Source organism: Bradyrhizobium sp. 35 (assembly GCF_023073215.1).
GTDB lineage: Bacteria > Pseudomonadota > Alphaproteobacteria > Rhizobiales > Xanthobacteraceae > Bradyrhizobium > Bradyrhizobium canariense_D.
Genome location: NZ_JADPJC010000053.1, coordinates 223,008 through 236,481, shown reverse-complemented (window position 1 = coordinate 236,481; position 13,474 = coordinate 223,008). Strand labels below are relative to the sequence as shown.

The 13,474-nt window shown below is 64.2% G+C and carries 10 protein-coding genes; 8 read left to right on the top strand and 2 right to left on the bottom strand.

The window, feature by feature from the left end; translation table 11 throughout:
• The first annotated feature begins 279 nt into the window (after nt 1-279).
• From IVB36_RS11420 to IVB36_RS11405, 4 genes are all read left to right on the top strand, one after another.
• Complete coding sequence (locus tag IVB36_RS11420) at nt 280-1,080, top strand: methyltransferase (RefSeq protein ID WP_018453399.1); 801 nt, start codon at nt 280-282, stop codon at nt 1,078-1,080.
• A 291-nt stretch (nt 1,081-1,371) separates the two neighbouring features.
• Nucleotides 1,372-3,741 carry an exopolysaccharide transport family protein gene (locus tag IVB36_RS11415; RefSeq protein WP_018453398.1) on the top strand — a complete coding sequence of 790 codons (2,370 nt, stop codon included), beginning with the start codon at nt 1,372-1,374 and terminating at the stop codon, nt 3,739-3,741.
• Nucleotides 3,734-4,543 (top strand): WecB/TagA/CpsF family glycosyltransferase, encoded by an 810-nt coding sequence (locus IVB36_RS11410; RefSeq protein ID WP_018453397.1) that lies wholly within the window; start codon nt 3,734-3,736, stop codon nt 4,541-4,543. The genes IVB36_RS11415 and IVB36_RS11410 overlap by 8 nt, the downstream gene beginning before the upstream one ends.
• Before the next feature lie 283 nt (nt 4,544-4,826).
• Nucleotides 4,827-5,168 carry a hypothetical protein gene (locus IVB36_RS11405; protein ID WP_018453396.1) on the top strand — a complete coding sequence of 114 codons (342 nt, stop codon included), beginning with the start codon at nt 4,827-4,829 and terminating at the stop codon, nt 5,166-5,168.
• Here IVB36_RS11405 and IVB36_RS11400 read toward each other — a convergent pair.
• Entirely contained in the window at nt 5,142-9,257 is a 4,116-nt protein-coding gene (locus IVB36_RS11400) for a GAF domain-containing protein (RefSeq protein ID WP_018453395.1), read from the bottom strand. The two genes, IVB36_RS11405 and IVB36_RS11400, sit on opposite strands and share 27 nt — an antisense overlap.
• Before the next feature lie 46 nt (nt 9,258-9,303).
• Here IVB36_RS11400 and IVB36_RS11395 point away from each other — a divergent pair, with 46 nt between their 5' ends.
• From IVB36_RS11395 to IVB36_RS11380, 4 genes are all read left to right on the top strand, one after another.
• The gene (locus IVB36_RS11395; protein WP_157642888.1) at nt 9,304-9,480 is read left to right on the top strand and encodes a hypothetical protein; all 177 of its coding nucleotides are present in this window, start codon (nt 9,304-9,306) and stop codon (nt 9,478-9,480) included.
• A gap of 72 nt (nt 9,481-9,552) precedes the next feature.
• On the top strand, nt 9,553-10,605 hold the full coding sequence (locus tag IVB36_RS11390; protein ID WP_018453394.1) for an Ldh family oxidoreductase: 1,053 nt from the start codon (nt 9,553-9,555) through the stop codon (nt 10,603-10,605).
• A gap of 36 nt (nt 10,606-10,641) precedes the next feature.
• Nucleotides 10,642-12,009 carry an LLM class flavin-dependent oxidoreductase gene (locus IVB36_RS11385; protein WP_018453393.1) on the top strand — a complete coding sequence of 456 codons (1,368 nt, stop codon included), beginning with the start codon at nt 10,642-10,644 and terminating at the stop codon, nt 12,007-12,009.
• 15 nt (nt 12,010-12,024) lie between these two features.
• Entirely contained in the window at nt 12,025-12,810 is a 786-nt protein-coding gene (locus IVB36_RS11380) for a fumarylacetoacetate hydrolase family protein (RefSeq protein ID WP_018453392.1), read from the top strand.
• Nucleotides 12,811-12,913: 103 nt separating this feature from the next.
• On the opposite strand, the gene IVB36_RS11375 is transcribed toward IVB36_RS11380, so the two are convergent.
• Nucleotides 12,914-13,369 (bottom strand): Lrp/AsnC family transcriptional regulator, encoded by a 456-nt coding sequence (locus tag IVB36_RS11375; RefSeq protein ID WP_018453391.1) that lies wholly within the window; start codon nt 13,367-13,369, stop codon nt 12,914-12,916.
• Between the last annotated feature and the right edge of the window lie 105 nt (nt 13,370-13,474).

Below are 13,474 nucleotides of genomic sequence, written 5' to 3'. Positions count from 1 at the left end.
TTGAGCCTGACGACGGCGCCAAGGCCGCCGATGTTCCGCCATCCATGCACTTAACCGCTTTCGGGTGTTTCTGCCGCGAAACCTTGCACGCGTGATACTGCAATTCGCGGTCCACCGTGCCGACGGCGGCTGGCGCGGAGGATGCCGTAGTTAACGCACATGCTCATTAACCCCATCGTAAGCACCGCGGCGGGTGAAGCGTCGCGGCATCGGATTTGCTCTACGGGCACACGAGATTTTTCCTGTAAATTTAAGTCGAACAAGCGCGGTCCGAAAAAAATGAACAAGCCAGCCACGATCGATTTCGCGACAACCACGGCGGTCCAAATTCCCGCGGCCATTGCACACACTCAGGCGCTGCACGATCTCGTCCCCGGTGAAGCCCGCGACAGCCTGCTCGCCGTTCACGACGTACTGCGCCGCGAACTGCCACGGGGCCAGCTCGCCACCTACGAAGCCGGAGGCGGCTCGTGCAGCGTCCTGCCACCGGAATTGCTGAACCGCAGCAAGGTCACCGTCGTCGACATCGACGAGGACCAGGTTCGCAACAACAGCTACGCGGACGAAGCGATCCTCGGCGACGTCCAGACCTACCGCTTCGGGCGCGAGACCTTCGATCTGGTGATCTGCTACAACGTGATCGAACATCTTCCCAAGGTCGACGCCGCACTCTTGAATTTCCGCGATGCGCTCAAGCGCGGCGGGATGATTCTGATCGGCGCGCCCAATCCGCGCTCATTGTCCGGGGTCGTCACCAAATACTCGCCGCACTGGTTCCACGTCTGGTTCTACCGGCACATTCGAGGCATCAAGGATGCCGGCCTGCCGGGCGAGCCGCCGTTCCCGACCTTCTTCCATCCCCTGGTGTCGCTGCCGAGGCTCGAAGCGTTCGCCGCCGCCAGTGGCCTCGAGATGATCTACCGCCGTGAGGTCGAGAGCCCGCGCTATCCCGAGATGCGCCGGCGCAAGCCGCTGTTCGCAGCCCTGGTCGACGCCGGCGCCGCCGTTCTCAACGCCGTGCTCCCGCGCGGGACCGACGTCCGCCGCGGCGATTATCACGTCATCCTGCGGAAAAGCTGACGGCCATGGTGCGCGCGCGGCCGATCGCAAGACCAGCGAAGCCTCGCGGCCACGCCGCACGGGGTAACGAACCGTTAATCTCTGAAGGACCGCGCCATCGCACGCGTCACGACGACGCGTCGAAGAGAGGCACGCGCTTAAACGCTTTGTTTGCCATTTCGGTGAATAGTCCCTCAATGAGTATGGTTAATTTTCCCTGTTGCGTTGAGTGGGCACCTATATCTGAGGTGCGTGGCGTAGAGCGAAGAGTACCCCCTCAGCTCGCGGCACTTGGAATGAAAGCTGGGGATCATGCTTGACTATAACCAGCCGATAGATCGGGCCAGACCGGAGGCCCCGCAGCACCGGCCTCAGGCCGGCTTCAACGTGCTGGAGCTGGTCAATCTGCTCTGGCGGCGGAAGATCGCGATTGCCGTTGCCGCGCTGCTCGGTGCGACGCTTGCCGTCACCGTGGGCAAGAGCCTGACGCCCCGCTACACCGCCACCGCCCAGCTCTATGTCGACCCGCGCGAGCTTCAGCTCGTCGACCGCGAGCTAACGCCCCGCGCGCAGGACGTCTCCGGCATGTCGATGGTGGTCGAGAGCCAGGCGCGCCTGATCACCTCCAACAGCGTGCTGCTCCAGGTGATCCAGCAGGCTGATCTGGACAAGGATCCCGAATTCGGCGGCGGCGCCGACGGCAAAGGCGTGATGTCGTCGCTGCTCGGCCTGATCGGCCTTCAGCCCCACGCGCCCTCCGCCGCGGAGAAAAAGGAAGTGCAGCTCGCCGCCCTCGAGGCGCTGAACCGGCACATCACGATCCGCAAGACCGAGAAGAGCTTCATCGTCGATATCGAAGTCTGGTCGACCGATCCGGCGAAAGCGGCAATGCTCGCCAACACGCTGACCAGCGCCTACCTCGCGGAGTCCCGCAACTCGCAGGCGTCAGCCGCGCGGCGCGCCACCAACGATCTCTCCGGCCGCCTGAAGGAACTGCGCGAGCGGCTGCGCAACGCCGAGACCGTGCTCGCGACCTACAAGGCCCAGAACAATTTCGTCGGCACCCAGGACGCGCTGATCAGCGACCAGCAGCTTTCCGCCAGCAACCAGCGGCTTTCCGCCGCCCGCGCCGCGACGATGGACGCGCAGGCGCGCCTCGACCAGATCGAGGCGAGCCGGCGCACGACGGCAGATGCAGGCGCGAACTCCGAGGCGCTGCAATCGCCAACCATCGCCAACCTGCGCGCGCAATATGCCGACGCGCGCAAGAAATATGCGGAGCAGGCCGGCGAACTCGGCCCGCGTCATCCAGCGCTGCGCCAGACCGAAAAGCAGGTCGAGGATCTCAAGCGCACCATCAACGAAGAGATCGACCGCTTCGCCCAGTCCGCCAAGAACGATTTGACGCGCGCCCGCGACTTTGAAGCCTCGCTCAGCCGGGCGCTGGAGGCGCAGAAGCGGCAGAGCGTCCAGCTCAGCCAGGCCGCCGTGCGCCTGCGCGAACTCGAGCGCGAAGCCGATGCCAGCCGTGACGTCTATCAATCCTTCCTCAAGCGCTCGCGCGAGACCGAGGAGCAGGAGACGCTGAACACCTCGGCGGCCCGAATCATCGGCGAAGCGACGGTGCCGCAGCGGCGCTCGTTCCCGCCGGCGATGAGCCTGTTCGCCATGATCGGCTTCATCTTCGGCGCAATCGCTGCATCGAGCTGGTTCGTCGCGGCAGAGCTGCTGGTGGCCGGTGCGTTCGCACCGGCGCCGGCCCGTCCCAATCGCACTCCGTTGCCGCAAGCTCCGCGAGCTCCAGAGCCTTCGCGGGCGCCGGAGACTGCCCGGTCCCAGCCGGTCTCGCGAGCCCCGGAAGTCGCGGAGGCACTGCCGGAACTCGCCGCCCCGCCGCTGCAACCTTCGATGGTCGAGAAGCCCCTGATCGAAAAGCCGCTGATCGCGCGCCTCCAGGAGGCCGACGTCATCCACACGCTCGGTGCCATTCTCGCCACCGGCGGCGGCATCGACCTCACCCGGCTCGGCTGGCCAACGCTGCGCCCCTGCTTTCCACTGACGACGCTGCTCAACGCCTGGCGCGACATGCGCGCTACGGCGGCCCGGCGCGCCGGCGGAAAGACAATGCCGGTCATCGCGCTCGTCGGTGCCGGTGAGACCACCGGGCGCAGCGTGACCGCGCTGAATTTCGCGCTCGCGGCCGCGCGCGACGGCGCCCGGGTCCTGATGATCGATGCCGACCATCAGGCGCACCCGCTCTCGAACAAGGTCAGCCGTCCCGTCAAGAGCGAGCCCAGCAAGGTCGGATGGCTTTCGATCGGCAGCAAGGCCGCGCGCGAGATCAAGACACTCAACGGCATCTCGATATTGCCGGCCGCCGAACGCGACGCCGGCAAGGCCACTGACGCCATCCGCAAGGCCATCGAGCAGGCGCGCTCCGCCGGCGGCTATGACCTTGTGATCCTTGACGGCCCCGCGGCGCCACTCACGGCCGGCAGCCGTAAGCTGCTCGATGATGCCGACGCGCTGGTGGCGGTGCTGCCGACCAGCCTCGACATCAACGACGGCCTGGAGGAGATCTTGAGCACACTCGGCCGCGCGGAGCGCAAGCTCGTCGGCGTCGTGCTCGACGAACTCACCCCTATGGCCCAAGCTCGCCAACGAGGCAGACAATATGCTTGAGCGCCGCATCAATCTCGATGGCCGGGCCGCAACCGCCGACGTGCCGCGGATCACCATCGGCGGCCTTCGCATGGCCGCACTCGATCTGGAAGCGACCGCAAATTTCATGATCGAGGCGACCGATCCGCGCCATCGCATCGGCCGTCCGCTGCACCTGACCTCGGCCAATGGCGAGGTGCTGGCGCGGTGCTCGACCGAACCCGAGACCGAGCGCCTGTTCCGCAGCGCTGACCTGATCAACGCCGATGGCCAGCCGCTGGTGGCGGCGTCCAGGCTACAATCCTGGTTTCCGTTGCCCGAGCGGGTCGCCACGACGGACCTGTTTCACGTCGTCGCGCGCAAGGCTGAAGCGGTCGGCCGCACCTTCTACATGTTCGGCGCCAGCGAGGACGAGAACGCCCTTGCGGTCGAGAACGTCCGAAAGATGTATCCAAACCTCAAGATCGTTGGCTACAGCCACGGTTATCTCCGTGGCGACGCGCTGCGCGCGAAGGTCGACGAGATCAACGCGCTTGCGCCGGATTATCTCTGGGTTGCGCTGGGCGTGCCAAACGAGCAGGCGTTCGTCGAGGAATTCACCCCGCATCTCACCAATGTCGGCGTCATCAAGACATCCGGCGGCCTGTTCAACTTCTTGTCGGGAAGCCGCGCCCGCGCGCCGCGATGGATGCAGAAGATCGGGCTGGAATGGGCTTGGCGCACCTTGCTCGAGCCCCGCCGCCTGTTCTGGCGCTATTTAACCACCAACCCACGCGCAATCTATCTGCTGTTCAGCCGCCATCGGCCCTTTAATAATCGCTGAGTAGACGACGACATGATCGCCGCCGGTTGCCAGCCCCGCCTGCGCTATTTCAACGCCAGCGGCGCCGGTATTGCGCCTTGCGGGCCGGGCTCATAAGCGGCTAAAGAGACTGTCACAGTCGGTGTCGGCAACTTTCCCGGCCGCCGCGTGTTTTGTATGGCCGCCGACACAAGCGGCACAATCGGCTCAGCCAATTGCGCGAGCCAGCTTTTCACAGCGAAGGCCACGATCGAGTCCGCGCATCGGCCTGCTTTCAGGCGCGACCCAAGGGAGCACGGAACGAATGCATCAGGCCGCAAACCTGCAATTCGAGCGCATGATGGACGAGCTCGTCCTCTGGCAGGCCGTACCGGAGGGCGAACGATCGCCAGCGCCGGCCTGGTGGTGGGGTCCGGCAATGGCGGTGCTCGACGCGCACGAGCCGATGCCACACGCGTGGTGTTCTGAACTCGGTCTGAGCCACGACTCGAGCTTTGCCGAAGGCGCGCACGCCCTGCTCGCCCTGTTCGCCAAGCAAACCTCGCCGACCTGGCCGGATGATTTTCCGCGCAAGGCGGAAATCAAGGAAGACGACGCCCGCGAGCTGCACCCGCAGCCGTCAGACGACAGCGCTTTTCAACCGTAGCGCCGCGGCCGCGGTGGCGGCATGGTCCGGCTCCGGCTGGAGCGGCGGCGCGTAGGGCAGCTCCATGGGCTGCAGCAGCTCGGCCATCTGCCGCGCCGGCAGCGGCTTGGAGATCAGGAAGCCCTGCATCTCGTCGCAGCCATGGGCGCGCAGGAATGCCTCCTGTTCGGCATTCTCGACGCCTTCCGCCACCACGGTCATGCCGAGCGCCTTGCCCATGCTGATGATCGCCTGCGCGATCGCCTGGTCTTCCAAATCCTGCGGCAGGTCGCGCACGAAGGAGCGGTCGATCTTGATGGTGTCGATCGGGAAATGCTTCATCAGAGACATCGACGAATAGCCGGTGCCGAAATCGTCGATGGCGAGACGGATGCCGCGACTCTGGATGGCGTCGAGCACCTTGAGCGCGCGCCCGACGTTGCGCATCATCATGCTCTCGGTGACTTCGAGCTGGAGCAGCACCGGCGACATTCCACTTGCGGCGAGCGCCTCGTCGACGTCCTGCAAGAGATGCTCGTCGACAAACTGGCGCGGCGACAGGTTGACCGCCATCGATACCGGCAAAAGGCCGCGGCGCTGCCAGGCCATGGCTTGCGCGCAGGCCTCCTTCACCACCCAGCGGCCGATCGGCACGATCAATCCGGTCTCCTCCGCAAGCGGAATGAACTGCGCCGGCGAGATGCTGCCGAGATCGGGATGCCTCCAGCGCAGCAGGGCTTCCACGCCGGTGATCTGGCCGGTCTCCATGTCCACCTTGGGCTGGTAGTTCAAAGTGAACTGATTCCGCTCCAGCGCCCGGCGCAGCGCACTCTCCAACGACAGCCGCTCGATCGACTGCGTCTTCACTTCCTTGGAGAAGAAGCGATAGCCGTTCTTGCCATCTTCCTTGGCGAGATACATCGCCATGTCGGCGTTCTTTGTTAGCATCTGAACGTCGGAGCCGTTGGTCGGATACATCGCGATGCCGATCGAGGCCGTGGTGTGGCACTCGTGCCCCGCTAGCTCCATGGGCTCGGCAAGCGCCGTCAGCAGCCCGGTCGCGATGCGCTGGACGTCGTCGACCTCGCCGCATTGATCGAGGATCACTACGAACTCGTCGCCGCCGAGCCGCGCCACCACGTCGCTTGCGCGCAGGGCACCACGCAGCCGGTTGGCCACTTCGAGCAGGAGCAGGTCGCCGGCCTCGTGGCCCAGCGAATCATTGATGACCTTGAAACGATCGAGGTCGATGAACAGCACCGCAAAGCGCTGATCGTGGCGCTGCGCCTCGTCGATCGCCTCATGCAGCAACCCGTTGAAGGTCTCGCGGTTCGGCAGGTCGGTCAGGCTGTCGTGCGAAGCGAGGTATTCGATTCGCTCGTCGGCCTGGTTTTTCTCGTCGGCCCGGTCGAAATTCTCCATCGCGAAGGAGACGTTGTCGGCGAGGCGCTGCAACAGCTCGACGAACTCGGCCGTGAAGGTGCCGGGCTCGGTCGACATGTAGATCATGACGCCGACGGCCCGATCGTGTGCGACGAGGGGAAAAGCCGCGCCCGACCGCGCGCCGTCGTTGCGGACAATGGAATGAAAGGCGCGAACGCGATCGTCATTGAGATAGTCGTTGCTGATGCAGGGCTGGCGGGTGCGGAACGCCGTGCCGCTCATTCCGCGCCCCTCGGGGCGCTCGGGGTCGATTGATAGGCGGACATTGCGCGTGGTGTCAGACGACGGTCCGGCGCTCGACACGATCTCCAGCTGATCGCTATCGACCCTCGCCAGCGCAATGGTGGTCGAGGTGAACTTGGCGCCGTTCGATGCGGCGAGACAGACGAGGTCGAACAGTTCGGCGCGCGACTTCGCCCGCATGATCGCCTCGTTGGTCGCGCTCAGCGCCGCGAACATGCGAGCCAAACGCTCCGTCCGCGCCTCGTTGCGGGCCTTTTCCTCGGCGCGATCGAAATTATCGAGTGCAAATGACACGTTCTCGGCGAGGCGCCCGAGCAACTCGACCATATCGGGTGTGAACGTATTCTCTTCCGGCGCGAGGAAAAGCAGAATGCCGATCGGCTCCTGGCCGGCGCGCAGCAGCGGGAAGCTGGCAGCCGCTCGCGTTCCATCTTCGATCGCCTTAGAGTGCCAATGCGCCGCTCGGAGGTCGTGGAGATAGTCGTTGATGACGCTGGGCCCGCGGGTCCGCAGCGACATCCCTATGATTCCGCGACCCTCAGGATGGTCGGCGGAAACAAAGCAGGTGCGTCCCACCATCCGCTCCTGGAGGCGCCCCTTCACGGCGACCACGCGAACGAGTTCACGCTGGTCGTCCATAATGCCGATTGTCGCCGAGGCGAATACGCCGCCGAGCACGGCTGCCTGGCACGCCCCTTCGAACAGCTCCTCGCGCGTCTTGGCGCGCATGATTGCCTCGTTCGTCGCGCTCAGCGCCTCGAACATGCCGCTCAACCTGTCACGCTGCCTGTCGGCCTTCGCCTTCTCGTCGGCACGGTCGAAGTTCTCCAACGCGAAGGCGACATTGGCCTGGAGCTTGCGCAATAGCTCGACGAATTCGTCCGTGAAAGTGCCGCACTCGGGCGAATTGAACAGGAATACGCCTTCGACGCTGTCGCCGTTGAATAGCGGCATCGCGGTTGAGGACCTAATGCCATTGCGACGCGCGCTGGCGTGCCAAGGCTTGAGGCGGGCGTCTGCCAGGACGTCGTTGCTGATACAGGGCCGCCGCGTCCGGAACGCGGTGCCGGTCAGCCCTCGTCCTTCCGGCTCCTTGTCGCTGACCGACAGCCTGAAGGATCGCACTTCCTCGGCGTTCGGTCCGAAGGACGCAACAACACGAAGCAGTCCCGCATCGCGGTCAAGCAATGCAATGGAGGTCGAGGCGAACTTGGCGCCGTGCACCGTGGCTTCGCAAACCAGATCCAACAGTTCGCTGCGCGACCTTGCCCGCAGAATGGCTTCGTTCGTCGCGCTTAGCGCTGCGTACATACGCGCCAGCCGATCCTCCTCCAAGGCGATCTGGGCCTTCTCCTTGTCGCGGTCGAAGTTCTCGAGCGCAAAGCACACGTTTTCGGTCATGCGCAGCAACAATGCGACGATGCCTTCGTCTTTCGCCCAGGCTTTGCTCACGAAGAAAAACAGCACGCCGATGCTGGTGCCACGCTTGATCAAGGGAGCAGCCACGCAGGCGACGGCGCCGGCATTGACGTTGGCCTGCTCCCAGGTGGTCCCCTTGGTGCGATTGACGAGGTCGTCCTCGACGATCGCTTGCTGGGTCCGGAACACCTCGCCGGAGATGCCCTTGCCGTAGGGACTCTCCGGATCAATCGAGTAGCGCGACTGTCTGATCAGATCCAGATTATGTCCGGTCGCTGCCACCGGCGTCAGCCATTCGGAATCCGGCTCGTGCAGCAGAACGAAAGTGGCAAGCGATTTGCCGCTATAAACAGCGGCGTCGCAGACCCGCTGGTACAAGTCCAGCTCAGTGCTGGCTTGCAGAATTGCTTCGTTCGTCGCACTGAGCGCGCCGAACATGCGGTTGAGCCGCCGCACTGCCCGCTCGCCATCCAGGCGGGCTCCCTCGGTCGCGAAGCTCTCCAGCGCGTGAGAGATATTGGCCGACATCCGCTCGAACAACGAGACCATCGCCTCGTCGAGCGAGCCGGCGCCCGACCGCGTAACATACAACACCCCAATACTGCGTCCCATGCAGACCAGGGGTAGCGCCGCGGCCGCGCCGACACCCGCCGCCACCGCGCCGTTGCGCCATGCCAGCGAACGCGGATCGTTCAGGAAATCGTTGCTGATGCAGAGCTTCTGGCTGCGGAACGCCTCGCCGCCCACGCCCAAGCCTTCCGGCGTGCCAGCCTGCGTGGTGATCTCGATCGCGCTCAGCCGCGCCACGTCATCGCCGCGACCAGCGGCAAAGCGAAGCTTATGGCCATCCGGCTCCACAAGGAACACGGCCACGGCCATGAAGTCTCCACTCGCAAACCCGGCGTCGCAGACCTTCTGGTACAGCTCATCCGGCGATTTCGCGTAGAGGATCGCTTCGTTGATGGCGCTCAACGCCGCAAAGGTGCGCGCGAGTGTCGTCGGCACGATCTCAGCTCCCGGGCATTTCTGCCTTTTTTTCCCGGATGACGTTATGACCGGCGATCGCCTAAGTGGTCGTTATTGCGCGCTGCAAACCATCGATCAAAGTGAACGAGCTGCGAACGACCTGCGCCAATCTGTCGAAAATGCCACCGCGCGGGACGAATCTTCGCCCGACGGCCCTGCTCGCTGCGAATTTGCAGCCCTGTATTGGTTTACAGGAGATTGATATCGCAGCCGCGCTTTGAGACCATGGCGCCCAACAAGCAGCCTGTTAAGGGCACCATGCCGGGGAAGCGCCATGCCGATCGTCCATGCCGACCGCCTCACGCGCATCAGCGCAGCGCTGCTTCGGGTTGCCGGGGCTTCCGAGGAAGAGGCCGACGCGGTCGCAAACGGCTGCGTCAACGCCAATCTCGCCGGCCACGATTCCCACGGCGTGATCGCCATTCCCACCTATGTTGACCGGATCAAGGCCGGCCACATCGTGCCCGGCGCCAGATGGACCATCGTGCAGGAATCGCCGACGACGACCGTGATCGACGGCCAGTGGGGTTTTGGCTTCCACGTCAACGCCAAGGCGATGGCGCTGACGATCGAGAAAGCGAAGACGGCGAATGTCGCCGCCTGCACCGTGTTCCGGCAAAGCCATGTCGGCCGCCTCGCCGCCTATCCGCTGATGGCAATGCGCGAAGGCATGATCGGGATCGCAACGGCGGATTCCGGCCGTTCGCCGAAGCATGTGGCGCCATTCGGCGGCAAGGAGGCACGGCTCGGCACCAATCCGATCTCGATCGCGGTGCCGTCCGACCTCGATGCGCCGTTCTACCTGGACATGGCGACCTCTGCGGTCGCGGCCGGCAAGATCCAGCTCGCGGTCGCCCGCGGCGAGGAAATCCCGCCGGGGTGGATCATCGATGCCGAGGGACGGCACACTACCGATCCAACCCAGTATCGCAAGGGCGGCGCGCTGCTGCCGCTCGGCGGCACCGAGGGCTACAAGGGCAGCGGCCTCGCCGCAATGGTCGAGGTCCTGTGCGGCCTGCTCACCGGCCTCGGTTTCGGCGTCGAGCCCACGGGCCGGCACAATGACGGCTGCTTCATGGCCGTGTTCAACGTCGCCGCGTTTCGCCCGCTGCAGGATTTCAAGCGCGAGGTCGCCGAGTTCGCACACTATCTCAAATCGACCCCGCCCTCCGAGGGCAGCAAGGGCGTGTTCTATCCCGGTGAGATCGAGGGCTTGCGTGAGCAGCAGCGCCTGCGCGACGGCATCGAGATCGAGGATGCGACCTGGGAAAAACTGCGCGCGCTGGCGCGCGAGTACAGGCTCGACACGGTCCTCGACCTGGCCTGACGGATTTCGGCCTGACGCAATTCGGAGAACAGCAGCATGACGCGGCAGATGGTACTGGTCGGCTTCCTTCAGGCCCAGAACTGCACGAATTTGCCGAGCTCGTGGCGACATCCGGACTCGCGCGACGATTCGATGTCGGCGGACTATTATCAGGAGATCGCCAAAATCCTCGAAGCCGGCAAGTTCCACATGGCCTTCTTCGACGACCGGCTGGCGATGCCGGACCGCTACGGCAACGATCACGCCCACACCGTCGAATACGGCATCCGCTGCGTGAAGATGGATCCGCTGATCGTGCTGACGACGATGGGCATGGTGACGGAGAAGCTCGGGTTGGGTGCGACCGGCTCGACGACTTATTTCGAGCCCTTCGACATCGCCCGCCGCTTCGCAACGCTCGACCTGATGTCGGGCGGACGCGCCGGATGGAACGTCGTGACCTCGCTCAATGACGGCGAGGCCTTCAACATGGGCCGGGATTCTCATCCCGAGCACGACGCCCGCTATGACCGCGCCGACGAATTCATGGAGATCGTTCTCGGCCATTGGGACACCTGGGAAGACGGCGCGCTCATCATGGACAAGACGAGCGGCCGCTTTGCCGATCCGGCCAAGGTGAAGCGGCTCGATCACAAGGGCCCATTCTACAAGTCCCGCGGTCCCTTCACGGTGCCCCGCTCCGACCAGGGCCATCCCGTGATCATCCAGGCCGGCGCGTCCGGCCGCGGCCAGCGCTTTGCAGGACGATGGGGTGAGGTGATCTTCACCGCTGCACGCAATCTCGCCGCCGCCAAGGAAGGCTATGCGTCGGTGCGTAACGAGGCCGCGAAAGCCGGCCGCGATCCGGAGGCGATGTTCCTCTGCAACCTGACGACACCGGTTTGCGCCGCGACCAAAGCCGAGGCCGAAGACAAGATGGCGCTGATCAACAAGCTGCCGCTGCAGATCGACGCGCTGTCGCTGCTGGCCGAAGCGCTCAACTACGATTTCGCCTCCAAGGATCTCGACGAGCCGCTGACGACTGCAGAGCTGAAGAGCATGCAGGGCATTCTGGGCATCCGCGACGGCGTGCTCAAGAACTCCGGCAAAAGCAATCCGAGCGCGCGCGACTTCGTCACCTTCTCCGGCCGCGGCCAGGTCCAGGATGCGATGGTCGGCGGTCCCAAGGAGATCGCGGACAAGCTCGAAGAAATGTTCGTTGAGCGCGGCTGCGACGGTTTTGTCATCGCCGCGACCTATGTGCCCGGCTCCTATGCCGATTTCGTGCAACATATCGTCCCGGAATTGCAGCGGCGCGGATTGTTCCAGAAGGAATATCGCGGCAAGACGCTGCGGGAAAATCTCGGGCTCAAGCGGCCGGCTGCCGGCGACTGGAAAGTGCAGCCGCGCGATGCCGCGGAATAACAACGGAGACACGGCATGCGCTGGCTGAAATTCACCGCTGCGGACAAGACGTCCTGGGGGATCGTCGAGGGTGACCAGGTCATCGCGATCGAGGGCGATCCCTTCGGAGAATGGCAACGCACCTCGCGCACGTATCAGCTCTCGCAGGTCAAGATCGAACTGCCGCTGATTCCGCGCACCTTCTACTGCGTCGGCTTGAATTACCTCAAGCATCTGAAGGAAGCCGCCGACAAGCGCGGCGAAGTGCCTGCTGTCCCCGACCGCCCCGAGATCGGCTATCGCGCGCAAAACGCGCTGATTGCGCATGACGAGGACGTCGCGATCCCGTCCTTTGCGACGGACAAGATCCACTACGAAGGCGAACTCGTTGTCGTCATCGGCAAGAAGGTGAAGCATCTCACCAATCAGAATGCGATGGATTGCGTCTTCGGCTACACCATCGGCAACGACGTCAGCGAGCGCAGCTGGCAGAAGGCCGACCGCAGCCTGTGGCGCTCGAAGAACGCCGACACGTTCAAGCCGATGGGCCCGTGGATCGAGACCGAGGCCGACCTCGACAAGATGGAAACGATCGTCCGGGTCAACGGCAAGGAGACCAACCGCTTCCACACCAACGACATGATCTTTGGCGTGGTGCCGTTCCTAGTCGAGCTGACCAAGTATTTTACGCTATGGCCGGGCGATGTGATCTGGATGGGCACGGATGGTGCCTCGCCTGATATCAAGCACGGCGACGTCGTGGAGATCGACATCACCGGCATCGGCACGCTGCGGAACAGGTTCGTGCGGGAGGAGCGGTGATCCTCATCCTGAGGAGCTTGCGAAGCAAGCGTCTCGAAGGATGAAGGCCCGGTTGTGGCGTCGCGCTTCGAGACGGCCGCTACGCGGCCTCCTCAGCACAAGCTCAAAACGGCAGCGCGACGCCCGTCTTGATCTCCTTCAGCACCACGTTGCTTCTGACATAGCGGATGCCGGGAATGCGGAACATGAAGTCGTCGAGGAATCTGTTGTACGCCGCCATATCCTGCACGACGACACGCAAATGGTAATCGGCATCGCCCGTGGTCGCAAAGCACTCCAGCACCTCACGCCGCGTGGTCACCCGCGCGACGAACTCGTCGACGAATTTTGCGTCGTGCCGTTCCAGCGAGACGTGGAGGATCGCGGACATCGCAAAGCCGGCCTGCTCGCGCGCGACCAGGGCCGCATAGCCCCGGATGGCACCGCTCTCCTCCAGCGCGCGCACCCGGCGCCAGCATGCCGAAGTCGACATGCCGACTGCGTCGGCGAGCTGCTGGTTGGTGGCGCGGCCGTCCTTCTGAAGATAGGCGAGAATCCGCGCGTCCTGGTCTTCGATCATGGAAACCACCAAAATGGATTAATCTACCTTCCCGTAGATCGTTTTGGATAACTCTACCATAATAGGTACGCCATTCGGAAAGAAAGGTAAGACCTACCAGTTGCC